The sequence below is a fragment of the Runella sp. R0.1_18 genome, from assembly GCF_057652155.1.
This window is the reverse complement of sequence record NZ_JBYFCK010000007.1, coordinates 301,728-328,691: the sequence shown is the minus strand read 5'-3', so window position 1 is coordinate 328,691 and position 26,964 is coordinate 301,728. Positions and strand designations below refer to the sequence as shown.

The 26,964-nt window shown below is 45.1% G+C and carries 32 protein-coding genes; 23 read left to right on the top strand and 9 right to left on the bottom strand.

Annotated elements, in window-relative coordinates; translation table 11 throughout:
- Positions 1-59 precede the first annotated feature (59 nt).
- Together AC23P2_RS15340 and AC23P2_RS15335 are read left to right on the top strand one after the other, a co-directional pair.
- Entirely contained in the window at positions 60-449 is a 390-nt protein-coding gene (locus tag AC23P2_RS15340; protein ID WP_487774022.1) for a VOC family protein, read from the top strand.
- A 67-nt stretch (positions 450-516) separates the two neighbouring features.
- The gene (locus AC23P2_RS15335; protein WP_487774021.1) at positions 517-726 is read left to right on the top strand and encodes a putative signal transducing protein; all 210 of its coding nucleotides are present in this window, start codon (positions 517-519) and stop codon (positions 724-726) included.
- An 18-nt stretch (positions 727-744) separates the two neighbouring features.
- On the opposite strand, the gene AC23P2_RS15330 is transcribed toward AC23P2_RS15335, so the two are convergent.
- Positions 745-1,086 (bottom strand): winged helix-turn-helix transcriptional regulator, encoded by a 342-nt coding sequence (locus tag AC23P2_RS15330; RefSeq protein WP_028525304.1) that lies wholly within the window; start codon positions 1,084-1,086, stop codon positions 745-747.
- Between the two features lie 86 nt (positions 1,087-1,172).
- Here AC23P2_RS15330 and AC23P2_RS15325 point away from each other — a divergent pair, with 86 nt between their 5' ends.
- The 9 genes from AC23P2_RS15325 (at position 1,173) to AC23P2_RS15285 (ending at position 8,495) form a co-directional block, all read left to right on the top strand.
- Positions 1,173-1,556, top strand: a complete 384-nt coding sequence (locus AC23P2_RS15325) for a DoxX family protein (protein WP_487774020.1) — start codon at positions 1,173-1,175, stop codon at positions 1,554-1,556.
- A gap of 21 nt (positions 1,557-1,577) precedes the next feature.
- On the top strand, positions 1,578-2,405 hold the full coding sequence (locus tag AC23P2_RS15320) for a pirin family protein (protein ID WP_487774019.1): 828 nt from the start codon (positions 1,578-1,580) through the stop codon (positions 2,403-2,405).
- Positions 2,395-2,910 carry a DUF4269 domain-containing protein gene (locus AC23P2_RS15315; protein ID WP_487774018.1) on the top strand — a complete coding sequence of 172 codons (516 nt, stop codon included), beginning with the start codon at positions 2,395-2,397 and terminating at the stop codon, positions 2,908-2,910. The genes AC23P2_RS15320 and AC23P2_RS15315 overlap by 11 nt, the downstream gene beginning before the upstream one ends.
- Positions 2,911-3,006: 96 nt before the next feature.
- Entirely contained in the window at positions 3,007-4,434 is a 1,428-nt protein-coding gene (locus AC23P2_RS15310; RefSeq protein WP_487774017.1) for a chloride channel protein, read from the top strand.
- A 12-nt stretch (positions 4,435-4,446) separates the two neighbouring features.
- The gene (locus tag AC23P2_RS15305; protein WP_487774016.1) at positions 4,447-5,007 is read left to right on the top strand and encodes a hypothetical protein; all 561 of its coding nucleotides are present in this window, start codon (positions 4,447-4,449) and stop codon (positions 5,005-5,007) included.
- Positions 5,008-5,178: 171 nt separating this feature from the next.
- Positions 5,179-6,774: an ABC-F family ATP-binding cassette domain-containing protein gene (locus AC23P2_RS15300; protein WP_487774015.1), complete on the top strand. Its 1,596-nt coding sequence runs from the start codon at positions 5,179-5,181 to the stop codon at positions 6,772-6,774.
- A gap of 122 nt (positions 6,775-6,896) precedes the next feature.
- Entirely contained in the window at positions 6,897-7,457 is a 561-nt protein-coding gene (locus AC23P2_RS15295; protein ID WP_487774014.1) for a DUF1572 family protein, read from the top strand.
- 28 nt (positions 7,458-7,485) lie between these two features.
- Positions 7,486-7,863, top strand: a complete 378-nt coding sequence (locus AC23P2_RS15290; protein ID WP_487774013.1) for a nuclear transport factor 2 family protein — start codon at positions 7,486-7,488, stop codon at positions 7,861-7,863.
- Positions 7,864-7,946: 83 nt separating this feature from the next.
- Positions 7,947-8,495, top strand: coding sequence for a C40 family peptidase (locus AC23P2_RS15285; RefSeq protein WP_487774012.1), 549 nt, complete (start codon positions 7,947-7,949; stop codon positions 8,493-8,495).
- Here the strand turns inward: AC23P2_RS15285 and AC23P2_RS15280 are convergent.
- Positions 8,492-9,718 carry a BaiN/RdsA family NAD(P)/FAD-dependent oxidoreductase gene (locus AC23P2_RS15280; RefSeq protein ID WP_487774011.1) on the bottom strand — a complete coding sequence of 409 codons (1,227 nt, stop codon included), beginning with the start codon at positions 9,716-9,718 and terminating at the stop codon, positions 8,492-8,494. The genes AC23P2_RS15285 and AC23P2_RS15280 overlap by 4 nt on opposite strands.
- A gap of 129 nt (positions 9,719-9,847) precedes the next feature.
- On the opposite strand from AC23P2_RS15280, the gene AC23P2_RS15275 reads away from it, so the two are divergent.
- Positions 9,848-10,894, top strand: coding sequence for a DNA/RNA non-specific endonuclease (locus AC23P2_RS15275; RefSeq protein ID WP_487774010.1), 1,047 nt, complete (start codon positions 9,848-9,850; stop codon positions 10,892-10,894).
- On the opposite strand, the gene AC23P2_RS15270 is transcribed toward AC23P2_RS15275, so the two are convergent.
- Genes AC23P2_RS15270 through AC23P2_RS15260 form a run of 3 tightly spaced genes read right to left on the bottom strand, consistent with a single transcriptional unit; the run spans position 10,884 to position 12,892 of the window.
- Positions 10,884-11,612, bottom strand: a complete 729-nt coding sequence (locus tag AC23P2_RS15270; RefSeq protein ID WP_487774009.1) for a carbon-nitrogen hydrolase family protein — start codon at positions 11,610-11,612, stop codon at positions 10,884-10,886. The genes AC23P2_RS15275 and AC23P2_RS15270 overlap by 11 nt on opposite strands.
- A gap of 11 nt (positions 11,613-11,623) precedes the next feature.
- Positions 11,624-12,418, bottom strand: a complete 795-nt coding sequence (locus AC23P2_RS15265; protein ID WP_487774008.1) for an N-acetylmuramoyl-L-alanine amidase-like domain-containing protein — start codon at positions 12,416-12,418, stop codon at positions 11,624-11,626.
- A gap of 54 nt (positions 12,419-12,472) precedes the next feature.
- Positions 12,473-12,892: an OsmC family protein gene (locus AC23P2_RS15260; RefSeq protein ID WP_487774007.1), complete on the bottom strand. Its 420-nt coding sequence runs from the start codon at positions 12,890-12,892 to the stop codon at positions 12,473-12,475.
- A gap of 187 nt (positions 12,893-13,079) precedes the next feature.
- Here AC23P2_RS15260 and AC23P2_RS15255 point away from each other — a divergent pair, with 187 nt between their 5' ends.
- Genes AC23P2_RS15255 through AC23P2_RS15230 form a run of 6 tightly spaced genes read left to right on the top strand, consistent with a single transcriptional unit; the run spans position 13,080 to position 17,474 of the window.
- Complete coding sequence (locus AC23P2_RS15255; protein ID WP_487774006.1) at positions 13,080-13,841, top strand: hypothetical protein; 762 nt, start codon at positions 13,080-13,082, stop codon at positions 13,839-13,841.
- Positions 13,838-14,884, top strand: a complete 1,047-nt coding sequence (locus AC23P2_RS15250) for an SGNH/GDSL hydrolase family protein (RefSeq protein WP_487774005.1) — start codon at positions 13,838-13,840, stop codon at positions 14,882-14,884. Before AC23P2_RS15255 ends, AC23P2_RS15250 begins: the two co-directional genes overlap by 4 nt.
- Entirely contained in the window at positions 14,881-15,759 is an 879-nt protein-coding gene (gene lipA / locus AC23P2_RS15245) for a lipoyl synthase (protein ID WP_487774004.1), read from the top strand. The genes AC23P2_RS15250 and lipA overlap by 4 nt, the downstream gene beginning before the upstream one ends.
- Before the next feature lie 30 nt (positions 15,760-15,789).
- Positions 15,790-16,053 carry a hypothetical protein gene (locus AC23P2_RS15240; RefSeq protein WP_487774003.1) on the top strand — a complete coding sequence of 88 codons (264 nt, stop codon included), beginning with the start codon at positions 15,790-15,792 and terminating at the stop codon, positions 16,051-16,053.
- Positions 16,050-16,310 (top strand): Txe/YoeB family addiction module toxin, encoded by a 261-nt coding sequence (locus AC23P2_RS15235; protein ID WP_487774002.1) that lies wholly within the window; start codon positions 16,050-16,052, stop codon positions 16,308-16,310. The genes AC23P2_RS15240 and AC23P2_RS15235 overlap by 4 nt, the downstream gene beginning before the upstream one ends.
- Positions 16,311-16,316: 6 nt before the next feature.
- Positions 16,317-17,474 carry a lycopene cyclase family protein gene (locus tag AC23P2_RS15230; RefSeq protein WP_487774001.1) on the top strand — a complete coding sequence of 386 codons (1,158 nt, stop codon included), beginning with the start codon at positions 16,317-16,319 and terminating at the stop codon, positions 17,472-17,474.
- On the opposite strand, the gene AC23P2_RS15225 is transcribed toward AC23P2_RS15230, so the two are convergent.
- The 3 genes from AC23P2_RS15225 to AC23P2_RS15215 all read right to left on the bottom strand — a co-directional run bounded on the left by AC23P2_RS15225 (position 17,471) and on the right by AC23P2_RS15215 (position 20,213).
- Positions 17,471-18,184: a glucosamine-6-phosphate deaminase gene (locus AC23P2_RS15225; RefSeq protein ID WP_487774000.1), complete on the bottom strand. Its 714-nt coding sequence runs from the start codon at positions 18,182-18,184 to the stop codon at positions 17,471-17,473. The genes AC23P2_RS15230 and AC23P2_RS15225 overlap by 4 nt on opposite strands.
- Positions 18,165-18,893: a hypothetical protein gene (locus AC23P2_RS15220; protein ID WP_487773999.1), complete on the bottom strand. Its 729-nt coding sequence runs from the start codon at positions 18,891-18,893 to the stop codon at positions 18,165-18,167. The genes AC23P2_RS15225 and AC23P2_RS15220 overlap by 20 nt, the downstream gene beginning before the upstream one ends.
- A 168-nt stretch (positions 18,894-19,061) precedes the next feature.
- Entirely contained in the window at positions 19,062-20,213 is a 1,152-nt protein-coding gene (locus AC23P2_RS15215) for an acyltransferase family protein (RefSeq protein ID WP_487773998.1), read from the bottom strand.
- A gap of 197 nt (positions 20,214-20,410) precedes the next feature.
- Between AC23P2_RS15215 and AC23P2_RS15210 the strand changes: the two genes are divergently transcribed.
- From AC23P2_RS15210 to AC23P2_RS15200, 3 genes are all read left to right on the top strand, one after another.
- Positions 20,411-22,900, top strand: a complete 2,490-nt coding sequence (locus AC23P2_RS15210) for a heavy metal translocating P-type ATPase (protein ID WP_487773997.1) — start codon at positions 20,411-20,413, stop codon at positions 22,898-22,900.
- A gap of 163 nt (positions 22,901-23,063) precedes the next feature.
- Positions 23,064-23,279 carry a hypothetical protein gene (locus AC23P2_RS15205; RefSeq protein ID WP_487773996.1) on the top strand — a complete coding sequence of 72 codons (216 nt, stop codon included), beginning with the start codon at positions 23,064-23,066 and terminating at the stop codon, positions 23,277-23,279.
- The gene (locus AC23P2_RS15200) at positions 23,276-23,677 is read left to right on the top strand and encodes a PIN domain-containing protein (RefSeq protein ID WP_487773995.1); all 402 of its coding nucleotides are present in this window, start codon (positions 23,276-23,278) and stop codon (positions 23,675-23,677) included. Before AC23P2_RS15205 ends, AC23P2_RS15200 begins: the two co-directional genes overlap by 4 nt.
- A gap of 20 nt (positions 23,678-23,697) precedes the next feature.
- Here the strand turns inward: AC23P2_RS15200 and AC23P2_RS15195 are convergent, their stop codons facing one another.
- Positions 23,698-24,462 carry a hypothetical protein gene (locus tag AC23P2_RS15195; protein ID WP_487773994.1) on the bottom strand — a complete coding sequence of 255 codons (765 nt, stop codon included), beginning with the start codon at positions 24,460-24,462 and terminating at the stop codon, positions 23,698-23,700.
- A gap of 172 nt (positions 24,463-24,634) precedes the next feature.
- Here AC23P2_RS15195 and ccoS point away from each other — a divergent pair, with 172 nt between their 5' ends.
- Together ccoS and ccoN are read left to right on the top strand one after the other, a co-directional pair.
- Positions 24,635-24,781 (top strand): cbb3-type cytochrome oxidase assembly protein CcoS, encoded by a 147-nt coding sequence (gene ccoS, locus AC23P2_RS15190; RefSeq protein WP_084332276.1) that lies wholly within the window; start codon positions 24,635-24,637, stop codon positions 24,779-24,781.
- A gap of 36 nt (positions 24,782-24,817) precedes the next feature.
- Positions 24,818-26,962, top strand: a complete 2,145-nt coding sequence (gene ccoN / locus AC23P2_RS15185) for a cytochrome-c oxidase, cbb3-type subunit I (protein ID WP_487773993.1) — start codon at positions 24,818-24,820, stop codon at positions 26,960-26,962.
- Positions 26,963-26,964 lie beyond the last annotated feature (2 nt).

Sequence of the window (26,964 nt, the reverse complement as noted above, 5' to 3'; positions counted from 1 at the left end):
TTTAATTATTTTGCAATTATAAGCAAATTTGCAAAATATTGCAAAAAAAAACAAACACTATGAAAATCGAACATATTGCCATTTGGGTACAAAACCTCGAACAAATGAGGGCTTTTTACGAAACTTATTTTGGTGCCATTTCTAGCACCAAATACCACAATCCAACCAAAAACTTTCAATCATATTTTTTGTCTTTCGAACAAGGAGCACGCCTCGAATTAATGCACAAACCTGAAATAAACAATATATCCCAAACAGTTGAAAATCAACGATTAGGAATCATACATTTGGCTATTTCGGTCGGAAGTAAAGAGCAAGTGGACAAGTTAACTACAAAGCTACAAAAAAATGAATTTCAGGTAGTTGGAGAACCAAGAATGACTGGAGATGGTTATTATGAAAGCGTGATTTTAGATCCAGAAAACAATCTTATTGAAATTACTGAATAGGGATAAAAAGTAGTTATTCGACATATACCCCTTTAGTACTTTCGTAAGGTTCATCTATCGAAAGGCAATGGAACTCATCGAAATCTACAGCGGAACTTGGATACAATGCCAAATGGCCAAAAAACTTTTGGAAAGCGTCAAAATCAAAGCCATTCTAAAAGATCCCAATATGGGCATGGGCTCAAGTTCCACTTTTTGTCGTCCAAGAGGCAACATTAAACTGTTGGTACTCGATTCGGACTACGAATCGGCTACCAACATTGTCACTAAATTGTAAAAAGCACCCCTTGGCTTTTTAGCGAATCATCTTCCTCCGATGTTCGACGCCCCAATGCTGCATCGAACTCAATACTTCATTTAGGCTTTCGCTATAAGGCGTAAGCGAATACTCCACTGTGATAGGTTTTGTGTTTTGGACAGTACGGTTCACCAACTCGTTCATCTCTAGTTCCTGCAATTCCTTCGACAATATTCTCGGCGAAATCCCCGCTTCCCTCGACAACTCCCTAAACCTCCGCGGCCCCGTCATTAGAATGGTCAGCAGAATGAGTTTCCACTTTCCTCCTACGACATCCAACGTATCTCGAATGGCCAAAATCGACTTTTGACAGGCTTCTTTTGTGTGTATGGTATCCATTTTGTAATCGGTATCCTTTTTGTAACAGGTTACAAATGTATAGCATTTTAAGAGAACTTTGCCCCGAAATCAAAAATGTTAAAACCATGTCATCCAAATCAATTAAAATTACGGGCTGGGCGTTAACCGCTGTTTTAGGGCTATTATTTGCTTTTAGTGCTTTCTTAAAAATTACCCAAAACGAGGCCGCCATCGCCCAAGCAAGCGCCATTGGCATTGATGCCCATACGTACCGTCTCATCGGATTTGTGGAAATTATGTCGTTGGTATTGTTTCTCGTTCCACGAACGGCCATCATCGGCGCTTTCTTTCTCATCGCCTACATGGGTGGCGCCATCGCAACACACCTCCAACACCAGCAACCTATCGGAATGGCCGTCGGTGTGCAAGTCGTTCTCTGGATTACAATTGCCGTGCGCTTCCCCGATTTGCTCCAACGCGTATTTTCGCCTAATTTACCAACACATTAAGTATTTCAATCAACAACAGCTATGAACCAACGTACCATTAAATTTGCATTCACCCCCAAATTCCACCAAGGTTTTTTAGGAAAAGGGCACGCTGCTGCCGCACTCATTGACGGGCAGCATTTTCCCCAAACCGACCCCTTCTTCCTACTCATGGACGACCAGCTCAACTTACCTGGTGGGCCGCCCGTAGGAGGCCCGCACCCACACGCAGGTTTTGAAACCGTCACTTTTGTGATTGATGGGAATGATCAAGAGTGGCAAAAAGGAAGTCTCGAACTTATGACTGCGGGACGGGGCATCGTTCATACAGAAGAGATTACGGCACAAACCACGCTGCGGATTTTGCAGTTGTGGTTGGTTTTACCACCCGAAAAACGTTGGATAGAACCTTCTTGGCAAAAATTAACGCTCGAAAACGTACCTACGCTCCAAAACGAGCAAGGTACGATTCGGGTATATAGTGGCAGTAGCCATGGCCTCACCTCGCCCTTGCGCAACCACACGCCTTTTACCTTGGTCGATTTTCAACTCAACGCCACCTCGGAACTAACCCAACCGATTCCAGCACACTACAACGGATTTGTTTACGTTCTTGAGGGAAGTATAACCGCTGGCGGTCGCCAGCTAGAAAAAGGCCAAGTCGGATGGCTGGATTCATTGAACGACACGGAGAGCGAAATCCTTTTTCAAAGTACCGACCAAGGTGCTCGTTTTGCACTGTACGCAGGGCAACCTCACCAAGCTCCCATCGTTAGCCACGGGCCGTTTATTGGCGATACGCAGGAAGATATTGTGCGGTTGTACCGCGAATACCGTCAAGATAAAATGCCTCATTTGAATGAAATTTGACAGCATAGACTATTTAAAAACGGGAAATGCACGACAACAACGCGCGTACGATGTACTGACCAACCACCGAATTTTGGCTCAGCTTGAGCCATTTTCGCCTGTGTTGGTCGGTACGATTCCTATCAACATCGACATCGAAAGCAGCGACCTCGACGTCATTTGTCAGTGGTTCGACAAAAGTGAATTTGCGACGGCGCTTCATTCGTTGTTTGGCCATTATCCCAATTTTACCTTTTGGGAAAATACCGCTCACCAAGCTGTCGTTGCTCATTTTATCGTCGATGGGTTTGCAATTGAGGTATTTGGGCAAAATATTCCCACCAAAACTCAAAACGCCTACTGCCACATGTTGATTGAAGACAAATTACTCGCAAAGTATGGGGAAGAATTTCGGCAGCAGATTATTGCTTTAAAAAGACAAGGCTACAAAACCGAACCCGCCTTTGCCCTGGCCTTGGGTCTGGAAGGTAATCCGTACAGTGAGCTGCTGAGATTAGAAGTTTAACATCAGACTTTCCAAGTTTAAGTGATATTTTGACAATAAAAGCTAATTTTGAGGTAGAAGCATATCTCCTGAAATTGAAATTGTCAAAAAAAGAGAATGAATATCACCTATAAAAGAAGGCTCATACGAATTAGACAAAACAAGTGGATAATAGCCTTGATTAGCTACATCAAAAGTGTTTATTCTAAGACATTAGAAACAAATTCTCAACTCAAGCAACAGTTCCTTCAGTTCCTTCCCTTTTTACTTGCCTCAATTTTGACAGGAACGATTGCGTTTCTCTACAGCAAAATTTTCAGCTATTCTGAAAAGCTCTCATTTTACATTTACCACCAAAACAAGCTCTACATTTTTGTCAGCACCCCCATTTCTTTTTTAGTATCGTGGTGGCTTGTTAAGTATTTTGCCCCGTATTCCAAAGGAAGCGGTATTCCCCAAGTAATGGCCGCCATCGAACTCACGAAACCTAAAAGCAGCAAATTAATTGTTCATTTTTTGAGCCTAAAAATCGTCCTTATAAAAATTGTTGCGAGTTCAGTCAAGGTCATTGGAGGCGGCATTTCGGGTAGAGAAGGGCCTACGATTCAGATAGCAAGCTCTATTTTTAACCAAGTTTATCAATGGTTACCCAAATGGTGGGCTCCTATCGCTCAAAAAAACGTATTGATTGCTGGCGCCGCGTCGGGATTGGCGGCGGCCTTCAACACGCCACTAGGAGGGATTATTTTTGCCATCGAAGAACTCTCCAAATTCCATTTTAAATACTACAAATCTCCTCTTTTCATTTCTATTATCATTGCAGGCTTAACCGCCCAAGGTTTTTCGGGGCCTTATCTTTATCTCGGCTATCCCAAAACCAATTTTAGTGGTTATTGGGTCTATCTTGGAATCCTGATTGTGGCGATAGTTGCGGGGTATTTTGGAAGTAATATGTGTCGTATTTTATTGCGATTTATGCGCTGGGTCAACGCCCAAAAAAATACCATCAGACAAGCAGGAATTGTTGTCGGTTGTGCTTTATTTATCGCAACTTGTATTTACTACTTCGGTATTGAAGCCATGGGCTCTGGGAAAGAACTTATGGAACGAACCTTGTTTAGCGACAATAAAACCGTTGAATGGTTTTTGCCACTTATTCGAATGAACGGCTTGATTGCCTCCTTTGGTTTTGGTGGGGCAGGTGGTGTATTTGCTCCCTCCTTGAGCGCAGGGGCTAGCTTTGGAGCACTCATCGCTCAACTGCTACAGCTAACCGACAGCAATGCCGATATTTTAATCTTAATCGGAATGACCAGTTTTCTCACGGCGGTTACGCGTGCCCCGTTTACCTCTGCCATTATCATTTTCGAGATGACCGACCGTCATAGTATCATTTTCTTTCTTTTGCTAGGTGCATTTGTGGCCAATATGATTGCCACACTCGTGGATAAACACTCGTTTTATGACATCCTCAAAGAAAATTACATAAATGAAGTTTCTCCTAAGCAATTGAATACTAACACTTTAGCAAAAATATCCAATTAATCAGCACAAACAATGACTTTTTGGTACACCGCCATCGCTCCCTTTACTCCTCAGTACCATGCCGAAGGACATTCATGGAACGACTATACCGCTTGGTACGGCTTGCCCCATTTGGAAGAAATGATTTCCTTAGACTCATTGCTCAACCCCACGGTCGTCGAGCCTGATTTTAACAGTAGTGAGGATTGGGCACATATTATTTGTGATGGCGACTGGATCACAGGATTTTATGATTCTCCCGAATATGTGCTTCGGCGAATCAATTCTCCGTGTTATCATTTGCTTGCGGTCGTAAAAGAACCCGCTGAACCTTGCCATCAAGTGCAACTCGACGGATTTGAATTTATTGGTTATGACCTACTAGATGACGCCTATTCGATCAGTACCCTCACCAACTGCACAGGAATGGCGAGTACGCTCATGCCAACCGATTTTAATAAACGAGGTCTTCTCAGTGATTATAATCGGGCAGTTCTTACCCAAAAAGAATTTATCGAACTCAACCCCAATGAGCAACACGCGCGATGCCACCTAATGGCGGTTTGGCTGCAAAAATTTGAAAAGCCTTCCTAAGTTTCAAAAATCCCTTTACCTTTGTTTTGTCATTCAGACGTCAGATACAATAGCCCCTCTGCGTCCAATTTACTACTTTCATGTGAGATTCACTTTCTTTCCGATTCAATAAATAGCCCCGTCGCAATGCGGCGGCACGTGCTTTTTTATTCACTCCTAAAGAAAGAAATCATGCTGATTCTCCAGAATATTTCCTATCTACACCCCAACAAATCACGGTTGTTTGATGAGCTTCATTTGACCGTAAATACCCACGAAAAAATCGCATTAATTGGCCACAATGGCTCAGGAAAATCGACGTTGTTGAAAATCATTGCGGGCGAACTGCCCCCTTCTACTGGTCAACGGATGGTGCAAGCAACGCCCTATTATATACCACAAGTAGTAGGTCAATTTAACCACCTGACGGTCGCGGAGGCACTTGGAGTAGCCGAAAAACTAACTGCTTTGCAAGAAATATTGGCAGGCAACGTCACGGAAGAAAACCTTCTCGTACTAGATGACGATTGGACGCTAGAGGAACGGATTCAAGAAGCTTTTGCGTATTGGCAGCTCACCGAAATTGACCTTACAGCATCCTTAGCGACTTTGAGTGGTGGGCAAAAAACAAAAGTATTTTTAGCAGGAATCGACATTCACAACCCTGACTTTGTCTTGCTCGATGAACCTAGTAATCACCTAGATACGGCGGCGCGTCAGTTGCTCTATGACCTTGTTGCCTCCACCCAAAAAACGCTCATTATCGTCAGCCACGACCGCACCTTGCTCAATTTGCTTGATACTGTCTGCGAACTTGGGAAGCGAGGGATTACCGTATATGGTGGCAACTATGATTTTTACGCCGAACAAAAAGAAATCCAATCGAATGCCCTCCAACACGACGTTCAAAGCCGCGAAAAAGCGCTTCGAAAAGCCAAAGAGAAGGAACGGGAAACGCTCGAACGCCAACAAAAATTGGACGCGCGCGGAAAACAGAAGCAAGAAAAAGCGGGAGTGGCGCGCATCATGATGAACACCCTGAGAAACAATGCCGAAAACAGCACCTCAAAGCTAAAAAGTGTTCATGGTGAAAAAATTGACGGCCTTGCCCAAGAATTGCGTGACCTACGCTCGTCCCTTCCCGACATCGACAAGATGAAGTTTGGATTTAACAACTCTTTTTTGCACAAAGGAAAAATCTTGTTTACGGCCGACCAACTCAATTTCATATATGGTCACAAGGCGCTTTGGCTGGAAAATTTAAACTTCCAAATCACTAGCGGTGAGCGCATTGCGTTGAAAGGACTGAATGGCTCGGGCAAAACTACCTTGATTAAACTCCTGTTGGGTTCGCTCCAACCATCGGCAGGAATCTTGCATCGAGCGGCGGGGCAAGCGGTATATATCGACCAAGATTATTCGTTGATTGACCCGCGTTTGAGCGTTTTACAACAAGCCCAACAGGCCAACAGCGCGGCACTGCAAGAACACGAAATCAAGATACGCTTGCATCGGTTTTTGTTTGACAAAGAAACCTGGGATAAGCCTTGCGGCGCTTTGAGTGGCGGTGAGCGAATGCGTTTGATGCTATGTTGCCTCACCATCGGAAGCCAAGCTCCTGACCTGATTGTGCTAGACGAGCCCACCAATAACCTTGATATTCAAAACATTGACATTTTAATTGCTGCCATCAATGAGTACCAAGGCACCCTGATTGTGGTGTCGCACGATGCGCACTTTTTAACCCAAATCAACGCCGAACGAACTATTGCTCTGACAAAACCATAACCTTTCTAATTTACATTGGAAAAGCCAAACTGCTCAATCGGCTGCTAAAAAATAGTTAAGACCAAACAGCCATACCTTGGGGATATTAATTAATTTTGATTTGTATCCCTCACTCTACACATATGAATGATTTCATAGAAAGTGCCCGTAAACAATTTGAATATTATAAAATGCTCGGCGATAAAACAATGCAGCAGCTCAGTGATGAACAGCTGTTTTGGAGCTATAATGAAGAAAGTAATAGCATAGCCACCATTGTAAAGCACCTCTGGGGCAACATGCTTTCGCGTTGGAGCGATTTTTTGACTACAGATGGGGAAAAGGAAAGCCGTAACCGCGATGCCGAATTTGTCAATGATGCCACCACCCGTCGAGAAGTACTAGAGCGGTGGGAAGAAGGATGGGCCTGTCTTTTCCAAGCCCTTGATTCTCTAAGTTCTGACGACCTCCCTAAAGTTATTTACATCCGCAACCAAGGCCATACCGTAACGGAAGCCATCAATCGACAATTGGCGCATTATCCCTACCACGTGGGCCAGATGGTTTTTATTGGTAAAATGCTTGCTACACAGTGGGCTTCACTTTCGGTACCGCGCGGCAAATCGAGTGATTTTAACCAAGAAAAATTCTCTCAACCAAAACTTCGTGCTCATTTTACGGACGAAGTTTTGAAAAAAACCTAAAATTGCACTCATTTTACCCCTAATTTCTATGCAAGAACGCGAACAAATCATACAAGCGTACGTCGAAGCCTACAACCGATTTGATGTAGAAGGCATGTTGGCTCACCTCGACGAAAATCTTCAGTTTGAGAACATTGCCAATGGCGAAGTCAATCTCCATTTAGTAGGGAAAGAGGCCATTCGTCAGCAGGCGGAGCAGTCAAAAGGCTATTTTTCAGAACGTTCTCAAACCATTACGTCGTTCAAACACGAAAACGACCTTTGTGAAATTGAGGTGGATTATGAAGCCGTTTTGGCCATTGATTTACCAATGGGACTCAAAAAAGGTGACAAAATTCAACTGGAAGGCCGTTCTATTTTCCAATTTGAAAACAACAAAATCATCGCCCTGACTGATATTAGCTAATGTTTGGTTTTGATTAAATCGCCCATCTCCACGCTATTTTATTTATTCTTGCGTTATTTTTGTAAATTCTAACCCAGTACGGAATGACGCGTTTTGTAGGCATAATTTCTATCGCTTTTCTTGGTCTGTTGGTGAGCGCCTGTGCAGTATTCAAGTCATCGACACCCCCTGCTAGAACTGCCCCTAAAACAACCGCTACCAAACGCCCCCTACTTACCAAACCCAAAGGTGCTTATCAAAATTACGTACGCGACATAGTGCGCAGCGCTCGCGCTTACACAGGCACGCCCTACCGCAGTGGCGGAAACGACCGAGGAGGCATCGATTGCTCAGGATTGATTTGTTCAGTTTATACCGAAGTGGGCCTCAAAGTTCCCCGCATTTCGTGGCAGCAAGCCGAATTTGGCACGGAAGTCGAGGAAGTACACGACATCCGTCCTGGCGACTGGATTTTCTACGTACCCGACGCGGGCAAAGCAGGCTACGTTTCGCACGTGGGCATTGTGACCGAAGTGCGCGGCAAAAACGACATTCTATTCATTCACGCTTCGTCGTCCAAAGGTGTTCGCGAAGACAATCTGTTTTCTAAGTACTTCAAAAATCGTTTTGTGAAGGCCATGCGGCCGTTTTAACTCCCAATACTCCCCCCCGCAATCACCGCCGTAGTCCAAGCAGCTTGGAAATTATAGCCTCCCGTAATACCGTCGATGTCGAGCACTTCGCCCGCAAAAAATAACCCAGGGACGTGGCGACTTTCGAGGGTTTTGGGATGTAGGTTGGCTAAATTGACGCCCCCGCAGGTCACAAATTCGTCTTTGAAGGTGGTTTTTCCCTGTACTTCCAACTGAAAATTGGTCAGTTGCTCTACCAAGCGATGTAGGTTTTTAGCGGGTAAGTCAGCCCAGCGCATCGTGTCGGGGATATTGGCGAGCTCGACCAATTGTTTCCAAAGGCGCTGAGGTATTCCAAAAGGGGCCTGGGTCGGCACAAACTTCCCTTTCCACTGCACGTCGCGCTGCATGGAAGTCAGTTGTTCTTGCACTTCGTTGGGTTTCTGGTTGGTAAAATTAATCAAAGACATAAATTGGTAATTTTTGGAGGCCAACTCCCGTGCGCCCCAAGCCGATAAACGTAGTACCGCAGGCCCACTTACGCCCCAATGCGTAAACAACATCGGCCCTGCTTCGGTCAATTTACTGCCTGCCAATTTTACACCTACTTTGCCTACCGACACCCCCATCAGGTCTTTCAGCGGCAATTTGGGTGCATTGAAGGTAAACAGAGAAGGTACGGGCGTTTCAATGTCGAGCCCCAGCGTAGCTAACCAATCGTAGCCCGACAACTGTGGGTGCCCACCCGACGTCACCAAAACTCTATTTACACTCAGTTCTTCTCCCGATTGGAGCCTCAGCAGGAACTGCCCTCCATCAGCCACAATGGCATTGACACCCGTACTCGTACGCACCTCCACGCCCGCGCGCTGCGCCGCCTGTTGCAAACAGTCTATAATCGTTTCGGAACTGTCGGTCGTAGGAAACATGCGTCCGTCGGGTTCGGTTTTGAGGGCTACGCCTCGGCTTTCAAACCACTCAATTGTGTGTTGATTATTGAAAATTTCAAACAGTGGTCGTAAAAACTTTGCGCCGCGCGGGTAACCTTTCACCAGTTCGGGGAGCGTAGGCGCGGCATTGGTAACATTACACCGCCCGCCACCCGAAATCTTTACTTTGCTCAGGACGTTGCGGCTTTTTTCAAAAATAGTCACCTTGGCGGTGGGAAAAGTTTCGGCAGCCGTGATGGCGCCCATAAATCCAGCGGCCCCGCCGCCAATAACTGCGATGTGTAGTGATTGCACGTTTTGTTGGTCTAATATCGGCTCGAAAGTGCGGAAACTTTTGGGAAGTTCAAAAAAAACGTTGTGTTGTTCGACCTTCTGTACCGTTCTTTGCGTTTTATACCAAAAAACAGAGAACAAAAGTTGGGCATGTATTATCGTAAAGGTTTGCGCTGGGGAAACACCCTTTTATTATTATTTACATTCATCGTAATCGGTTTGGTGCTTCATTACCGTGGCCGTACCAAACCACTTGTTACGTTTTGGAATGACATCAAAAGCGTATTTATCTATCAAGAGCGCTCTTCGGACAGAAATAACCCCTACAAAAACCCCGAACCTACCAGCACGGCCTCCGACGACCGAACATCCTCCTACGACGATGTTGCCTCAGATGACCGTAGTTTGTTAGAAAAAGAAGGACTCAAAAGCAATGCTGAAGGTACTTCGGACGAGGAAGAACCAGAAAACACTAGCAGTAACAATGCTGATTTTTCTAAGGCTAAGGACTTTGGTTTACCCGCTATCGGCGCCAACGACCAAATTATCCGCCACCACCGCATCACGCTTCGGTACCGCGAACAATACGAGCAAGCCGATTGGGTTGCCTACAAATTGTTAGGTGACGAAGCCCGTGCGTACCTTTCCCGCGATGGGAATAAATTTGTTCCCGACCCACTCGTCAAAACAGGTTCGGCTACGCACGCTGATTATACCCGCTCGGGCTACGACCGTGGCCACTTAGCGCCTGCGGGAGATTTTAATATTTCACCCGACGATAAGCAAGAAACGTTTTATATGAGCAACATCAGCCCGCAAGTGGGCGATTTTAACCGTGGGATTTGGAACGATTTGGAGCAAAAATTTCGTCAATGGGCACAGCGCGACGAAGAATTGTACATTGTCACTGGCCCTGTTTTAAAGCCTGGTTTACCTACCATTGGTAAAAACAATGAAATTGCCGTTCCCGAAATGTATTATAAAATTGCGCTTTGCCTCACCGACCGCCAACCGCGCATGATTGGGTTTTTGATGAAAAATGAGTTTTCGAGCGAAAACCTCAAAACATTTGTGGTAAGTGTGGATGAAATTGAACGCCTCACGGGCATTGATTTTTTCCCTAAACTTCCTGACGCGCTGGAGAAAAAATTGGAAAGCTCCACAACGACCCAAGGGTGGTTTTCGGCTAGGAATTAATCCCCACGTCGAACTTATGGGTTTTGGTATCGACCACCAAAACCCCTTCCGTTTCATCGTCAAGCTGCTTTAGTAACCCTTCGGGCGACCAAGCCGCACTTTTTCCAATCCCCACAAAATCCTCACACGGCCCCACACAATTGGCAATGAGTACTGTCATTGAATGTTCTTTGGCCAATTTGGAAAGAATTTCTGCCGATTTTTCCATGCCAGCTTCGGTTTTGGCTACGCTGGCTACGTAAACTTTTGCCCCGCTATTGATGGCGCATTCGGTATGTTCTACTACTGATAATTCGTAACAAATTGCCAACGCTACGGCTTCATCTTTTACCTCAACCGTGGTAAAATTTTCGCCACTGACAAAAAACGGTTCTTCGTCGGCATGAAGGTATTTTTTGGAATAAACCAAGCGCGTTTGGTGCGGGCAAAACAACACCAAACTGATATGTAGCCCAACCGCACTTCGGGTGGGCATCCCCACGCCAATCGTCATGCGATGTAGGTTACTCAGCTCCTGAAATTCATCCAACAACGCATCGTCACTCTCCACTGCTAGACTTTCGGCCAAAAGCGGCTCGTAATTGGTCAACGACAATTCAGGAAAGACCAAAAAATCTGCTTGTTTCTCCGCCGCAAGCGCCACAAAACGCAGGTGTTTTTCTTTGTTTTGGGCAATATCTCCCCTGACCGACTGTAATTGAGCAATGCCTATTTTCATAAAAACTAAGCTTATTTGATGCGTAAAACCACAATACCGCTGTGCTTTTTGACCCGTTGGAGGTAATCCGACAAGGTTTCGGCCGCCACAATCACCTTTTTGGCTTCGAGCGAAGCGTGCAACAAATACGCTCGGCCATTGCGTTTCACGACAAAACCTTCGTGGTTAAAATCCAACCCCTCAATGCCCGACGTAATGCCAATGATGTCACCGTCTTGCAATTTTGGCTCAATGCCTTCTACCTCTTTTTTGGGGAGATAATGCCACGATTTACTCGACAGTTTCGCCTCCACTTCTTGGGTCGTTAGGAAGTCTTTTTCCTCAACTAAACCCGCATAGGCCGCGCGGTGCGACGTCATAAAATTGATGGAAGGCTGGATTTTTGTCCCTCCTAATTCTTCGGTCACATCGTCAAAAAGCCCTTTGACTTCCCCCTGAAATTTCCATTCCAAAAAATAATGCAAACGCGAACCGTAGCCATCAATAACGCCGTTTCGGTAACGCATTTGAACCAATTGGTTTTGGAACTGCATATAGGATTTTTGTTGATGACGAGCATGAGTAATTGCCAACACCGACTCCACAAAGGTATAGCAGTCAAACTCGCGAAGATTACACACCAAGTTTTCGGGCGAACGTTCCAGCGTATGGGCTACGTAAGGTGTCCCCACAAAACTTTTGGCAACTGCCAAGGAAGTAGCGGCTTTGGTAGGTCCTTTCTCAATTTGAATTTTCTCCGCAAAAATGGATTGATTCAAATCAATAACGACCCACATTCCCACAAATAAACTCAGTAGTGTCTTCATGTTTTGTTTTTTGTTCTGTTTGTGTGGAGGGTTGTGAGCAACCCTCCACACAATTTATCCCACCTTCCACTCAAAAGTGATGGCTTGCTCAACATCTGGGTGTAGGCTCAGCGCTACGGGGCAAGTGTGCGCCGCTCTTTCCAATTTGGCTTTTTCGGCTTCGCTTAGCTCCGTGCCTGTCAGCATCGAAAGCTTCACTTCTACTTTCGCAATTTTACGCGGAGGCTCCGCCGACATCCCTTTGGTTATTTCCATTTGTGAACCTTTCAAGTCGATTTCATCACGACGGGCTACAATCCCCATGATGGTCATCATACAGCTTCCCAAAGCAGCCGCAACAAGGTCGGTGGGAGAAAACGCTTCTCCTTTTCCATTATTGTCGGTGGGAGCGTCAGTTATAATAGTAGTACCCGACTGTAAATGAACAGCTTCGGTGCGCAATTCTCCGAGGTAGGTGGTTTGTACGGTAGGCATTGTTGTCTAGTTATAAGGTGTATTGATGTGCAATTTACGGTTTATGAAAAAATTCTGAACCACTCGTACCCGAAAATAGTTTATCTTACGCACTCACTAACGCAACTTTTTTGTACCTTTTCACGTAAATTAACTTGACTATAACAGGTATTTTTGGTAGGTTTAAGTAAAATTTTTGCTAAGTCAGATGAAAGCTGTTTCGACCATAACCCTTGCTTTGATGTTGCTTGTACAAGCGGCTTGGAGCCAACAACGTCGTACTAAAACCAATGCCGAAGACGACGGCGAAGAAGAATATAGTTCCATTACTACCTATGGAGTGACCACCAATACCAATTCTGGTTTGCTGGGTGGTTTTGTATTTCGTCATTCTTCTCAAATCGATAAAGAACTCTTTGGTCGCAACCAATACCGTTATTTGGGTCTTGAGCTTGTAAATGTTCGTCACCCCAAAGAATTGTCGCAATCGAGCAACACAGGCGCGCGTTTTACCCCTGGCAAGCAGAACTATCTTTTTGTACTACGCCCTCAGTATGGCCGCGAAATTATCTTATCGAATCGCAACAACGACGAAGGGATTTCCATCAACGGCATCCTAGCAGCGGGGGTATCACTTGGTATTTTGAAACCTTATTATATTCAGTACCAAGTCCGTCCAGGCGTTGTTCGGACTGAAGCGTATGACCCCCTCAAACATACTGACTTAGGCAACATTCTTGGTTCTGGTAATATTCTCCAAGGCTTAGGCAACTCAAAAATTATTCCTGGTATCAACGCTAAAATGGCTTTTAGTTTTGAGTTGAGTGCGTTTCGTAGCAACCTCACAGGCGTAGAAATTGGCTTCTTAACTGAGCTTTTTGGCAAAGCTCCCGTCATTATTCCCTTTGCCGAAAATCGTAGCTTATTTACTTCTGGCTACGTGACGTTGTTTTTTGGAAATAAAAAATGAAGTCACTGTTTCAGAACGTTTTACTCTTTTTTTTCTCTTGTCTTTTTACGTTAGGAATTATCGAAATTGGGATGAGGCTCTTTTCTAAAAAGGGCCTCAGTTATCTCCAATCAGACCCTTATTTGGGCTGGATTACCCAACGAAACGTTCGCTATGAGCTGCCTAAAGTCGATGGATGTGGTCAGCCTTATTCGCTTTCATATACCACCAATCAAGACGGTTTTCGTCGCTTCGGCGATACAACCTCACTCCGCCCCAAAGTCCTTTTTATCGGCGACTCTTTCACCCAAGCCATTGATGCTTCCGATGACAGCACCTATTTTTCGCTGCTTGGCCAACAACTGCCCATCGAGGTTTTTGCCAACGGCACGGGCGGCCACAGTACGATTCAGGAAGCTATGCAACTCGAACAAGTCATTGACAAAATCAAACCCGACGTGGTGGTTCTTCAATTTTGCGAAAACGACTTTATCAACAATAGTTTTGATTTAGAAAAAGCAAGCATTTACCACAACAACCAACAGCGACGGCCTTACCTTAACCTTCGAGGGGAAATTTATTACGCCAATCCTGTTCAAAACTCACTTGCACGTTTTCTACTTAATCATTCCAAACTTCTTTCGTTTTTAGTCCCCAAAATAAAGATTTTACTCGAAGGGTCTCTTTCAAAAAAAGCCGCTCATCAGGCTCAACATGAGGCATTTAACCCCAAAGATTATCAGAAAGCAGAAAAAATAACTGACTTAGGCATTAAAAAAATTAAGTTAATTTGTAACAAAAACAATGCGACCCTCGTAAGTTTTCCTGTGGACACACCCATAATTCCGTTCGCCCAAATGAAAACACCGTATGAACTGCTGATGCAACGAAATGGTATAGAAATATTGGGAAACGTTCCATCGGCGATTGAGAAACTAGAACGCACTGGGATTTGTTGTCGAGCAAAGGATGAGGCGCATTGGAACCACCTCGGGCACCGAGTATGTGCCCAAACCTTAATGAACCGTTTACAATTCGTGATAAATCACGCAATAAAGCAATGATAGAACTCCCTGTTATCGCATCTGAGCGCAAAAAACGCCCCGATTGGCTAAGAGTTAAACTTCCGACTGGGCCAGAATACCGTAAAGTTCGGACGATTGTTGATACCAATAAACTCCATACCATTTGTGAAAGTGGCAACTGCCCCAACATGGGCGAATGCTGGGGTGAGGGTACGGCCACGTTTATGATTCTGGGGAATGTCTGTACGCGCAGCTGCTCGTTTTGTGCCGTAGCCACGGGCCGCCCCAACGAATACGATGCCGACGAACCACGCCGCGTGGCCGAAGCCATCAAAACAATGGGCGTAAAACACGCCGTTATTACGTCGGTCAACCGTGATGAATTAAAAGACCGTGGCGCCGAAATTTGGCACCAAACCGTCGTTTTAACCAAAGAATTGAGCCCTGCTACTACCATTGAAACGCTCATTCCTGATACCAAAGGAAACTGGGAAGCACTGGAGCGTATGATTTCGGCAGGACAAGAGGTGGTTTCTCACAACGTAGAAACAGTAGCGCGTCTTTACCGTGCGGTACGCCCACAAGCCAAATACGAGCGTAGTTTGGAACAAATCAAGCGTACTAAAGCCTACGGAAAGCGTACCAAATCAGGTATTATGCTTGGTTTGGGTGAAACCCAAGAAGAAATGTTTAAGGCCATGGACGACTTAGTAGCGCACGGCTTGGACGTTCTTACGTTGGGTCAGTATTTGCAGCCAACCAAAATGCACCACGAAGTGATTGAGTGGATTCACCCTGACACCTTTGCTATGTACCGCGAAGAAGGGCTCAAACGGGGCTTAAAATACGTAGAGTCGGGACCACTCGTTCGTTCGAGCTACCACTCTGAGCGCCACGTCAACGTACCGATTTAAGCAAGTTTTCACTTTAATAGTTATACACCCATGACCGTCACTTACGAAATAGACGCAGATGAACTAAACGAAAATTTCCTGGAGTCGCTCCGAAGTTTGTTTAAAGGCCGTCGGCTTAAGTTGACGGTGGAGGAGCCTTCAGACTTGAGTGAAATAACAAAAACTAAAGTTCAAAATGCACTTCAAAGCAAAGAAGTTCTTTCCTTTTCTATTCAAGAATTTGAATCGGTATCAGCAAGAATGAATGCGAATGAAGACATTGATATTGAGAAATTTAAAACTTTTCATCCATGAGAAAAGTTGAATTCGATTTAGACGCATTTGAACAACTTTCTGAATGGGCGAGTACCAATAAAAAAGTGCATTCTCGAATTTGCCGAATCATCGTCGAAACTGCAAGAAATCCTTTTGAAGGAATAGGAAAACCCGAACCACTTAAAGGCAATTTTGCTGGTTGCTGGTCTCGCAGAATCACCGATGAGCATCGCATGGTGTATAAAGTCTATGACAATTCTGTTCGTATTCTAGCACTCGAAGGCCACTATGAATAATAGTACATGCAAAACTACGACTTCATCATCGCAGGAGGAGGATTAGCAGGACTTAGTTTGGCTTATTACATGAACCAAACGGTACTGCGCGAAAAAACCATTCTCATTATTGACCAAGACACCAAGTCCAAAAACGATCGGACTTGGTGTTATTGGGAAAAAGACCGTCAAAGCCCTTTTGATTCGATTGTACACCGCCAATGGAATCAAGTGTTTTTTCATGGCGCTAATTTTTCGTCGGCACTTGAGCTAGGGGCTTATTCCTACAAATGGCTTCGGGGCATTGATTTTTATACTTTTATCAAAACCGATTTAGCCAAAAATCCCAATATCACGTTTGCTCAAGAACGCATTGAGCGAATCAAAGACACGCCCAACGGTGGTTTTATCATCACCGAAAACAATCAATACCTTGGTGGCTATGTCTTTGATAGCACCCATTCGCTGAAACTCAACCTACCCGATTCCCACAACCTACTTCAGCATTTCAAAGGTTGGGAAATCGAAACTGACGTGCCTGTTTTTGACCCCAACTGCCCCGTTATGATGGACTATCGGGTAGAACAACGCGGCCTTGGTGTACGTTTTATGTACGTTTTGCCCGAAAGCCCTACGCGGGCGATGGTTGAATACACCATTTTTTCGGACAAACTACTACCCTCCGCCGAATACGACGCCGAGCTTCATGCTTACATCAAAAACTTCCTGAAAATCAGCGACTTTCGCATTGAACATGAAGAATTTGGTGTTATTCCAATGACCGACGAACCTACGCCCTCTCTGGAAGGAGAGCATGTTTTTCGCATTGGTACGGGAGGGGGCTACGTCAAAGCCTCGACGGGCTATGCGTTTCAGCGTACACAGCGATTTACGCGCGAGTTGGTCAAAAATTTGGTCACCATTGGAAAGCCACTTCCCCCAAAACGTTCCCTCAAAAAACGTTTTAAAGCCCTACTTGACAGTACGTTGTTAAACGTTCTCCTCAAAAGTCGCGCTTCGGGGAAAGAAGTTTTTACCGCGCTTTATCAGAAAAATCCCACACCGCGTTTGTTTGCTTTTCTGGACGAAGACACTACGCTTCTTGACGATTTAAGAATCATGTCAACCGTTCCACTTAGTGCCTTTACCAAAGGCATCTTTGACGTTCTACGCAAAAAAATCTAAGCGGGATTAGCCGCCGCATCTACCCACAAATGGCTATTGGGGTGAAGTTTTAAGGCCGAAGCTGGTAGGTTTTCACCTACGGGTTCGTTGAGCACACGCTCAATAATCGCTTTTTTCTTAGCACCGTTGGCGATGACAATGGCTACTTTGGCCTCCAACACATGACGAAGGCCGACCGTAATTCCTTGCGTTAGTGGGGTGTTTGACTCAAAATATTTTTGCCCCACCGAAGCTGTTACTTCTTCTAAATCAGACACGTGCGCATAGGTATCAAACGACGTCCCAGGCTCGTTTAAGCCCAAATGCCCGTTCATACCAATTCCCACCATAATCACATCCAAGCCGCCACGGCTTGCGATAAATTCGTTGACACGTTCGCACTCGGCGGCCAAATCGTCGGTAAGGCTGTCAAAAAACGAAACACGTTCGGCAGGAATGCCAAGAGGTTTAATCAACGGCCCGTCGATGTATGAGCGGCAACTTCCAGGATTGTCGGGCGAGATGCCCACCCATTCGTCCAAGCCCACAAACGTCGCTTGGTCAAAATCACCAGGCTGGGCTTTGGCTACAATTTTTTGGAAGGTCAACAACGGTGTTTCGCCCGAGGCTACACAAATCGTCGCCGTTGGTTTTTGTCGAACGTAATTCAAAATAAACTCAGAGGCGTGTTCTGAAAGGGCTTCGTAATCGTCAAATACGTGGTAATTCATGCGTTCTTTTTTCTAATTCAGTGATGAGTTGTTGGATGTGTTGAGACGAAAATAGCTTTATTTTTCCTTTGTTTTGTTCGCTTCGAGGCAAATCAAAAAGCATAACCACTTCTTGTTCCGACGTTGCGGCATGGCGACTGTATTTTTGCTCTTTGAACTGCCTTGCCCGTTCGGAATTGAGCATAACCGCCACCCGAAACGTTTTATTTTGGTACGTTACAGTCAAGTCCACACCATTGAAATAGTCGTCACGCAAGGAATATTTCACTTCTTGAAACCGCCCCGATTCTTGGCAAAGTACAAAAAAATGGAAGTCTCGAATCAGCGACGGAAAACTGCGTAACAACCTTGCTTTCACCGCATCGGCATTGTAAACACGCCACGTCCCTTTCCGAAAAAATTGAATCCGAGTTTCGTCTAGCACCCCATAATGCGCGATTAAGTACTGCGCCCATAGTTCTTGCTCAGTAGGGATTTGTCCTTTAAAAAACAAAAACTTATAAAACGCTAACGCAAAAGGCGGCAACTTTGCCTTTTCTACCTCTGCATCTCGCAAAAGGTTTTCGCCTGAGTATGCCAAAGAGGCCACTTGATGTTCAATCAACGTCGATGTCCACGTAATTTTCCGCTCGTAGAGCACACTTTCTCTTTCCAATCGAATTTCAACCGTGGTACCGTCGGCAAAGGTCTCGGGAAACGGGTATTGCATAGAACTTGCAGGTTTAGCATCAAAAATGATTCCTACGAACGCTTGCATTTATCGCGTCGGAGACGCGAACCCGTGCCCGCCCCGACATGATGTCGGGGCGAGAGCGGTTCCCAAACTTCGCTTTGGGAACCTTGTGGTATTGCGTCTCTGACGCAAACTGCGAAACTATTATTTCAATCCAAAGAAGATACGAAGAATTTTTATTCGCTTGATAATCAACCAATAAAGTCCTATACTAATAAGTAAAGACAAAGTACTTACCAAAAGAAAACCAGGCCAAACGCCGATATTCCATTTTAGTACATAAAAGCCAATGGCGACAATGACAGTTTGGTGTAGAATGTAAAATGGATAGACGGCTTCATTGAGTTGGCTGAGCGCAGGATGCGGGCGGTTTAAGTATTGATAGCCGTAGGCCACAGTCGCAACGACCGAAAACCACGTCAAACAAAAAGCATTAATGTCCCAAACGACGTCGTACCAAGTCATCTCGTCCCACTCGGGATAGACAAATCTGCGTAAATAGTACAAGGAATATAAAACAACCGTCAAAAATAGCGTAGCACCACCATAAATACGACGTTGACGCGCCATTTCCTCCCACAGCACCCGCCGACTCACCAACAAATACCCACCCCAAAACAACAATAAATTGAAGGTAAAATAGGCCCAATCGTCCATCAACGCGTGGGTTTCTTCGGGGAAGTAAGGTTTTAGCACCACTTGACTCACAATCAAAATCAGGGCGTAGGCAAGCGCTCCGCCTTTGTAAGAAACCCATTTTTCGATTGTTTGGCCGAAACGTTCGCCTTGGGGAGTTTTTAACCAATAAAATAAAGGAATGCTACCAAGAGAATACAGAAACAAATAGGCAACAAACCATAAGTGATGCCAGCTAAAGCTTCCTTTGGGATAGGCAACAAAGTCAAAGACGGTTCGATAAAAATCGGCGTAAGAAGCAAAGTGAGTTCCGTTAAAAATCCGTTCGTAGTAAATTTGAGGAGGAACAATGACGAACATCCCAAAAACGAGCGGTACAAACAACCGCTTTACGCGCTCAGACGCATATCCACCCAGCGTACGAGTACGAAGGGCAAAGTAAGTGCCCGCGCCCGAAATAAAAAACAGCAGAGGCATCCGCCAATAATGCAACCAAATCATCACCCAACGCATGACTTCGCTTTTTTCGGTGCTTTTGATGTGCCAGTCCCAAGGTACGTAAATCATTCCAACGTGGTAATAAAGTAAAATAATGATACAAATAATCCGCAGCCAATCGAGGTCGTAGCGGCGGAGTGATACAGACGAAGGTGTTTCCATGAATGTTTGTTTTTGAAGCAAAACAACCTCTTTCCACCCATATACCCCCTATTTGCCGTTAAAATCGAAGTTCGTTCTTATCGGGAAGCGCTAAAACCCACAAATCCTGACCAATATTAGCCCCAAAAACTGACTTTGGTCATATACTTCCGCTGGGTTGAGTTGCATTTTTGACTCACTACAAAAATGTCCATTCTATGTCGCAATCCATTTCACCTACCGTAGAAGTTCAATGTTACCACTGCGGCGCCGACTGCGAAGACCACGTCATCGTGCATGACGATAAGCCGTTTTGCTGCGAAGGTTGCAAAACCGTTTATGAACTTCTCCAAGAGAATCAACTCTGCAACTACTACGACCTGACGCAAAACCCAGGCGTATCGCCCGATAAAAATTACTACGCAGGCAAATACGCGTACTTAGACCTGCCCGAAGTTCACAATAAAATCATTGAATTTACCGACGGTCGCCAAACGCACGTCAACTGGTTTTTCCCTCAAATGCACTGTAGTTCGTGCGTGTATTTGTTGGAAAACCTACACCGCTTGCACGAAGGCGTGATTTCGTCGTTGGTAAATTTCCCCGAAAAGAAAGCCCGCGTCGTAATCGACGAACAAAAAATTAGCCTAAGCAAACTTGCCGAGCTCCTTACCTACATCGGCTACGAGCCTTACATTAGTTTGCAAGACATCGAAGCGCAGAAAACACCCAAAACCAACCGTACGCGTTTGTACAAAATTGGGATTGCGGGTTTTGCCTTTGGCAACGTCATGATGATGAGTTTCCCCGATTATTTTGGATTGGGAGATACACAGCTCGACCATCGTTTGCAAACAATGTTCAGTATTTTTAGTGTGGTACTGGCCTTGCCCGTATTTTTTTACAGCGCTTCCGATTTCTTTGTATCTGCGTGGAAATCCATCCGCGAACGCTTCCTCAATATTGACGCCCCTATCGCCTTAGCCATTTTGGTCACTTTCGTTCGGAGTTTGTACGAAATTGGCACCCAAACGGGTGTTGGCTACCTCGACTCGATGACAGGCATTGTGTTCTTTATGCTACTAGGGAGGTATTTTCAAGACAAAACCTACTCGGCTATTTCGTTTGACCGCGACTATAAATCCTATTTTCCTGTAGCGGTGACGTTGTTGGGCAGAGGGAAAGACGCTGTCATACCGACAAAGGAGGTATCTGACACCAGTCTCCAGTCCCCAATCACCAATCACCAATTACTCGTAACCGACTTAGAGCCTGGCGACCTGATTTTGATTCGTAACAAAGAATTGATTCCTGCCGATGTACGCCTAGTGAGCGAACGGGCAATGATTGATTATAGTTTTGTTTCGGGAGAATCGGTGCCAATTGAAAAAACGCGCAATGAACTGATTTATGCAGGTGGCCGTCAAGTAGGAGGCGCTATCGAAGTCGAAGTAACCAAACGCGTATCTCAGAGTTATTTAACTCAGCTTTGGAACAACGACTCGGCCACGCAACAGCAGCAAAATGCCCAACAGACGATGGTAGGTAAAATCAATTATTACTTTTCGTGGGCACTACTAGCGCTAGGTTTTGGGGCGTTAGGTTACTGGATGCTTATGGGAGACTTACCGCGTGGCATCAACGCCATTACGACGATTTTGATTGTAGCCTGCCCTTGTGCGCTGCTGCTCTCTGATACCTTTACCAATGGGAATATGTTAGGAATGTTTGGTAAACACAAGCTTTACCTTAAAAACGCCCAAATCATTGAAAATTTATCAAAAATCGACACGGTAGTTTTTGACAAAACAGGGACACTAACCCTCCCCGACGCCGCCCAAGTGCAGTTTATCGGCAAACCCCTTACCCACATTCAGCAGCGCATTGTTCGTACCCTTTGTGAGCAATCGTCACATCCGCTGAGCCGATTGATTGCAAAATCGCTTCAGCACGTTCCCAAAGAACAACTGATGAGTGATTTTAATGAGTTAGAAGGCAAAGGAATCGAAGGAAAACTCGGAGAAGAGGTAACCGTACGATTAGGTTCAGCAGCCTTTACGACTTCTGACGCCTCACAAATAGCTCCTGTTATAGACAGCAATAGTAGCCACGTTTACTTCGCTTTTGCAGGTAAAGTTTTAGGCTATTTCGACATCCAAAGCCAATACCGTGATAACTTGGCCGAGACACTCAGCAACCTAAAACAAAGGCATTACGAAACCTATTTATTGTCGGGAGACAAACCTACCGACGTCGAAATGCTAAGTGAATTGTTTGGTTCGCTCAAGCAACTCAATTTTAATCAAAAGCCTGACGATAAACTTCGATTTATTGAAAATTTACAACGACAAGGCCACAAAGTCTTGATGGTAGGCGATGGCTTGAACGATGCTGGGGCACTCATCAAAAGTGACGTAGGTATAGCCGTATCTGACAATATCAACAATTTTTCACCCGCTTGCGATGGGATTTTAGAAGGAAACCAGCTTTCAATACTCCCTCACTTTGTGCGGCTTGCACAGTCGGGACGAAGTATTGTCATTCAAAGTTTTATTATTTCCATCATTTACAACATTATTGGACTGAGTTTTGCCCTTACGGGAAATCTTTCACCCGTGATTGCGGCGATTTTGATGCCAGCCAGTTCTATTTCAATTGTTTTGTTTACCACGATTTCAAGCCGCATTGCGGCTGCGCGTCGGTTGTGAGGGGGAAATGTTCATCGACACATTTCACAAATTTGTACTCCATATCCTGAACTATTGAAGAAGCCTGTGCGGTTTTTGTATGTGAATGACTAATAGATTTCACAGATATATTCTATTTTTGTTAACAAATAAGAACAGTATGGCAATTCAAACTCACAAAATAATGGAGACGCCTGACGCTTTTATAGTGAATGGGGTTAGAGTGCCTAAGATGAAGAAAGGGCAAAGCAATGTTTACGATCCTGCCATCATTAAAGCCGTTGGCACGGAACTTTTTTTTGATTTAGTAGCCTCTAAGCAGCCTCTACCTATGCCCGATTTAGGGTTCTCTGAAGCCGAATGGAAAGACATGGAAAAAATGCTTGATAACGACCAATGATTTTTGACACAAATCTGGTTATCAGGCATATACGCCTCAACAAAATCCTGCCTACTCGTGCGGTCATCCCAATTGTTGTTGTAGGCGAATTAGAAGCCTTTGCCCTCAAAGCGGATTGGGGCTATCAAAAAGTTAAATTCCTCGAACACCTCCTTGATAATTACCCTATTGCTGACCTCAATCGAGAAATTACTCGTATTTATGCAGAAGTAGATGCCTATAGTCAGGATAAATTACAAAATCAGCGCTTGCCAAAAGGGCTGTCAGCTCGCAATATGGGCAAAAATGACTTATGGATAGCAGCCATCGCTATTTATCTGGATATGGAACTACATACAACCGATGGCGATTTTGACCATTTAGTGGAGTTTGGTCTAAAATTAGTAAAACCAACGTAGCAAAATCTCTCTTTCCCTAACTACCCCCACATACGGCTCGAAACTAGATTAATCACAGCATTAACCACCAGTGCTATCAAAAACGCTACCACAACCGAAAACTCGTGGAGCAAAAACGCCTGCAAAAACAAGAACGTCGTAAAGCCCACGAGGCCAATCATAATCCCTCGCAAGACCGTTATAGCCGCCGTACTACCTTGTAAATAATGATTAAAAATGGCCAAAATCGAGGTCAAGATCGGAAAAGGCGTCAAAACCCCGCTCCAGCTTGGACCAAGAACCGCTGCCAGTCCTGTGATCGTCAGGACAAAAAGGGTCGCCACCAACATCCGAAATAATAAATCATACTTCGGAGGCTTGGCTCGGGAAGGAGCCGCTTGTCCCACTGAGGGGCGTGGAAAATAATACAAGGCAATCGTAATCACGACCAAAGCCAAGCCGTAAATTCCCCAAATTGTCAGCGGAATTGCATCCAACACGAGCGCCGTGAGGGCAAAAGCCACGTACGAAATCAGCAGCGTTGGTAGCCACTTCAACCGTTTGGAAAATAACGCATAGCAGTAACAAAAACTCACCAGCGCGATGATTCCCATCAAAATGCCTGGAATAGCGCGTATGCCAAAGTCTTTACCCTGCTCCAAAATAAAAAACACCAAGATAGGCCCCGCTACCCAAGGCATACTCCCAACCACTCCCCCTACCCGATTCCCCCACTTACGGCTAATCAGCGTAATCAGTCCAATGACCAACGGAATAATGGTCAGTTTAAAAAATAAGATATTCATTAATCCACGAAGATAGTTCGGCAAAGGTACACAGATCTGCCAAAACTGACCAAAGTCAGTTTTGGGGACTGACTTCCCTCATCTTAATCCCGCCCCTCCAAACCTACTTTTGGGAGGTCGTCAGTTCTAACAAGCTGATCCAGTTTCAACATTCTCAAACATAAATACGTCTATGAGTGCTCTCATCATCCTGCTCTGCATCAGTCTGTTTGTCGCAGGCGGCTTTTTAATCGCCTTTGTATGGTCGGTACGCCAAGGACAATACGACGACGATTACACTCCTTCGATTCGGATTTTGTTCGACGACAACGAAAAATAGTTCATCTTTTTTAATCATAAACTCCTCAAATTCAACATGGAACCAATTTCCAAAACAACCTCAACCGTTGACATGGAAGAGTTTCAGTATGATAACACCATCGTACGGAATTTCGCCATTGCTTCTATCGTGTTTGGGATTGTCGGAATGCTGGTGGGCGTCCTTATCGCGTTTCAGTTAGCATTTCCCGCACTCAACCTCGATATTCCTTACACTACGTTCGGTAGGTTACGTCCCCTCCACACCAACGCCGTTATTTTTGCTTTTGTCGGTAACGGTTTCTTTATGGGGCTTTATTATTCGGCACCACGGGTACTCCGCACGCCGATGTACAGTAAGTTGTTATCAAACATCAACTTCTGGGGCTGGCAACTCATCATCGTAGCCGCGGCCATTACGCTACCATTAGGACTTACCACAGGAAAAGAGTACGCCGAACTCGAATGGCCGATTGACATTGCCATTGCGGTAGTGTGGGTAGCCGCGCTTCTCAACCTCGTCATGACCATGATTAACCGCCGTGTGCAGCACATTTATGCTGCGGTTTGGTTTTACTTGGCTTCGTTTGTCACAGTGGCGATGTTGCACGTTGTCAATAGTGTTGAACTTCCGATTTCTCTTACCAAAAGTTATTCTTGGTACGCTGGAGTACAAGACGCGCTCGTTCAGTGGTGGTATGGTCACAATGCCGTAGCTTTCTTCTTAACGACACCTTATTTGGGCTTGATGTATTATTTCTTGCCAAAAGCCGCTAACCGTCCTATCTATTCGTACCGTTTGTCAATTGTTCACTTTTGGTCGTTGATATTCTTATACATCTGGGCAGGTCCTCACCACTTGCTTTATACGTCTTTGCCCGACTGGGCTCAATCTTTGGGTACGGTGTTCTCTATCATGTTGATTGCTCCATCATGGGGTGGGATGATCAACGGTCTGTTTACCCTTCGTGGTGCTTGGGATAAAGTTCGTGAAGATGTGGTGTTGAAATTCATGGTAGTAGGGGTAACCGCCTACGGTATGGCGACATTCGAAGGGCCAATGCTTTCTTTGAAAAACGTAAACGCCATTGCTCACTATACCGACTGGATTGTAGCACACGTTCACGTAGGGGCTTTAGGATGGAATGGTTTTATGACGTTTGCCATCATGTATTGGTTGTTCCCACGTTTGTACGGACGTCCGTTGTTCTCTCAAAAATTGGCCAATTTCCACTTCTGGATTGGAACCTTGGGTATCATCTTCTACGCCGTGCCGATGTACTGGGCAGGTTGGACTCAATCGTCGATGTGGAAAGAATTTACCGAAGAAGGTTTCTTAAAATACCCTAACTTCCTCGAAACAGTTACACAGCTTGTTCCTTTCTATATCTTACGTGGTGTGGGTGGTACTTTGTTCTTGGTTGGTTTCTTGGTCGGTACGTACAACTTGGCCATGACGGCCCTTAGCGGCAAACTTATCGCCAACGAAACAGCACGTGCGGCTTCCCTCAAATCTATCTGGAACCCGCCCGCCAACGAATTTTGGCACAGCCGTATTTTTGAACGTAAACCTGTATTCTTTACCGTTATTTCATTGGTAGCCGTTATCATCGGGGGTGTCATTGAACTTGTGCCAACCTTCATGGTAGAATCCAACGTACCAACCATCGAAAGCGTGAAACCTTACACCGCCCTCGAACTTCAAGGCCGTGACATTTACGTCCGCGAAGGCTGCTATACGTGTCACTCTCAAATGATTCGTCCGTTCCGCTCAGAAACCGAACGTTATGGCGAATACTCAAAAGCAGGTGAATTTGTTTATGACCACCCATTCCAGTGGGGTTCAAAACGTACAGGACCCGATTTGCACCGAGTGGGGGCAAAATATCCAGACTCATGGCACTACAACCACATGGAAGACCCAACGAGCATGTCGCCTGGCTCTATCATGCCTAAGTACCCTTGGTTGCTTGAGGATGCGCTTGATTTGAGTACAACTCCTGCCAAAATCAGTGCCATGCGTACCCTCGGCGTCCCTTACGAAGACGGATTTGAAGAACAAGCCATTGCCGACGCTCAAAAACAAGCCGATGGCATCGTGGCAAGTCTCAAAAAAGACGGTATCAAAGCCAAAGCTGACAAAGAAATCATTGCGCTCATTGCCTACTTGCAACGCTTAGGTACTGACATCAAAAAACAATAAAA

What these genes read in the sequence shown, in the direction of transcription:
- AC23P2_RS15340 (WP_487774022.1), top strand. Translation starts at nt 60, where the DNA reads ATGAAAATCGAACATATTGCCATTTGGGTACAAAACCTCGAACAAATG.
- AC23P2_RS15335 (WP_487774021.1), top strand. Translation starts at nt 517, where the DNA reads ATGGAACTCATCGAAATCTACAGCGGAACTTGGATACAATGCCAAATG.
- AC23P2_RS15330 (WP_028525304.1), bottom strand. Translation starts at nt 1,086, where the DNA reads ATGGATACCATACACACAAAAGAAGCCTGTCAAAAGTCGATTTTGGCC.
- AC23P2_RS15325 (WP_487774020.1), top strand. Translation starts at nt 1,173, where the DNA reads ATGTCATCCAAATCAATTAAAATTACGGGCTGGGCGTTAACCGCTGTT.
- AC23P2_RS15320 (WP_487774019.1), top strand. Translation starts at nt 1,578, where the DNA reads ATGAACCAACGTACCATTAAATTTGCATTCACCCCCAAATTCCACCAA.
- AC23P2_RS15315 (WP_487774018.1), top strand. Translation starts at nt 2,395, where the DNA reads ATGAAATTTGACAGCATAGACTATTTAAAAACGGGAAATGCACGACAA.
- AC23P2_RS15310 (WP_487774017.1), top strand. Translation starts at nt 3,007, where the DNA reads ATGAATATCACCTATAAAAGAAGGCTCATACGAATTAGACAAAACAAG.
- AC23P2_RS15305 (WP_487774016.1), top strand. Translation starts at nt 4,447, where the DNA reads ATGACTTTTTGGTACACCGCCATCGCTCCCTTTACTCCTCAGTACCAT.
- AC23P2_RS15300 (WP_487774015.1), top strand. Translation starts at nt 5,179, where the DNA reads ATGCTGATTCTCCAGAATATTTCCTATCTACACCCCAACAAATCACGG.
- AC23P2_RS15295 (WP_487774014.1), top strand. Translation starts at nt 6,897, where the DNA reads ATGAATGATTTCATAGAAAGTGCCCGTAAACAATTTGAATATTATAAA.
- AC23P2_RS15290 (WP_487774013.1), top strand. Translation starts at nt 7,486, where the DNA reads ATGCAAGAACGCGAACAAATCATACAAGCGTACGTCGAAGCCTACAAC.
- AC23P2_RS15285 (WP_487774012.1), top strand. Translation starts at nt 7,947, where the DNA reads ATGACGCGTTTTGTAGGCATAATTTCTATCGCTTTTCTTGGTCTGTTG.
- AC23P2_RS15275 (WP_487774010.1), top strand. Translation starts at nt 9,848, where the DNA reads ATGTATTATCGTAAAGGTTTGCGCTGGGGAAACACCCTTTTATTATTA.
- AC23P2_RS15270 (WP_487774009.1), bottom strand. Translation starts at nt 11,612, where the DNA reads ATGAAAATAGGCATTGCTCAATTACAGTCGGTCAGGGGAGATATTGCC.
- AC23P2_RS15265 (WP_487774008.1), bottom strand. Translation starts at nt 12,418, where the DNA reads ATGAAGACACTACTGAGTTTATTTGTGGGAATGTGGGTCGTTATTGAT.
- AC23P2_RS15260 (WP_487774007.1), bottom strand. Translation starts at nt 12,892, where the DNA reads ATGCCTACCGTACAAACCACCTACCTCGGAGAATTGCGCACCGAAGCT.
- AC23P2_RS15255 (WP_487774006.1), top strand. Translation starts at nt 13,080, where the DNA reads ATGAAAGCTGTTTCGACCATAACCCTTGCTTTGATGTTGCTTGTACAA.
- AC23P2_RS15250 (WP_487774005.1), top strand. Translation starts at nt 13,838, where the DNA reads ATGAAGTCACTGTTTCAGAACGTTTTACTCTTTTTTTTCTCTTGTCTT.
- lipA (WP_487774004.1), top strand. Translation starts at nt 14,881, where the DNA reads ATGATAGAACTCCCTGTTATCGCATCTGAGCGCAAAAAACGCCCCGAT.
- AC23P2_RS15240 (WP_487774003.1), top strand. Translation starts at nt 15,790, where the DNA reads ATGACCGTCACTTACGAAATAGACGCAGATGAACTAAACGAAAATTTC.
- AC23P2_RS15235 (WP_487774002.1), top strand. Translation starts at nt 16,050, where the DNA reads ATGAGAAAAGTTGAATTCGATTTAGACGCATTTGAACAACTTTCTGAA.
- AC23P2_RS15230 (WP_487774001.1), top strand. Translation starts at nt 16,317, where the DNA reads ATGCAAAACTACGACTTCATCATCGCAGGAGGAGGATTAGCAGGACTT.
- AC23P2_RS15225 (WP_487774000.1), bottom strand. Translation starts at nt 18,184, where the DNA reads ATGAATTACCACGTATTTGACGATTACGAAGCCCTTTCAGAACACGCC.
- AC23P2_RS15220 (WP_487773999.1), bottom strand. Translation starts at nt 18,893, where the DNA reads ATGCAATACCCGTTTCCCGAGACCTTTGCCGACGGTACCACGGTTGAA.
- AC23P2_RS15215 (WP_487773998.1), bottom strand. Translation starts at nt 20,213, where the DNA reads ATGGAAACACCTTCGTCTGTATCACTCCGCCGCTACGACCTCGATTGG.
- AC23P2_RS15210 (WP_487773997.1), top strand. Translation starts at nt 20,411, where the DNA reads ATGTCGCAATCCATTTCACCTACCGTAGAAGTTCAATGTTACCACTGC.
- AC23P2_RS15205 (WP_487773996.1), top strand. Translation starts at nt 23,064, where the DNA reads ATGGAGACGCCTGACGCTTTTATAGTGAATGGGGTTAGAGTGCCTAAG.
- AC23P2_RS15200 (WP_487773995.1), top strand. Translation starts at nt 23,276, where the DNA reads ATGATTTTTGACACAAATCTGGTTATCAGGCATATACGCCTCAACAAA.
- AC23P2_RS15195 (WP_487773994.1), bottom strand. Translation starts at nt 24,462, where the DNA reads ATGAATATCTTATTTTTTAAACTGACCATTATTCCGTTGGTCATTGGA.
- ccoS (WP_084332276.1), top strand. Translation starts at nt 24,635, where the DNA reads ATGAGTGCTCTCATCATCCTGCTCTGCATCAGTCTGTTTGTCGCAGGC.
- ccoN (WP_487773993.1), top strand. Translation starts at nt 24,818, where the DNA reads ATGGAACCAATTTCCAAAACAACCTCAACCGTTGACATGGAAGAGTTT.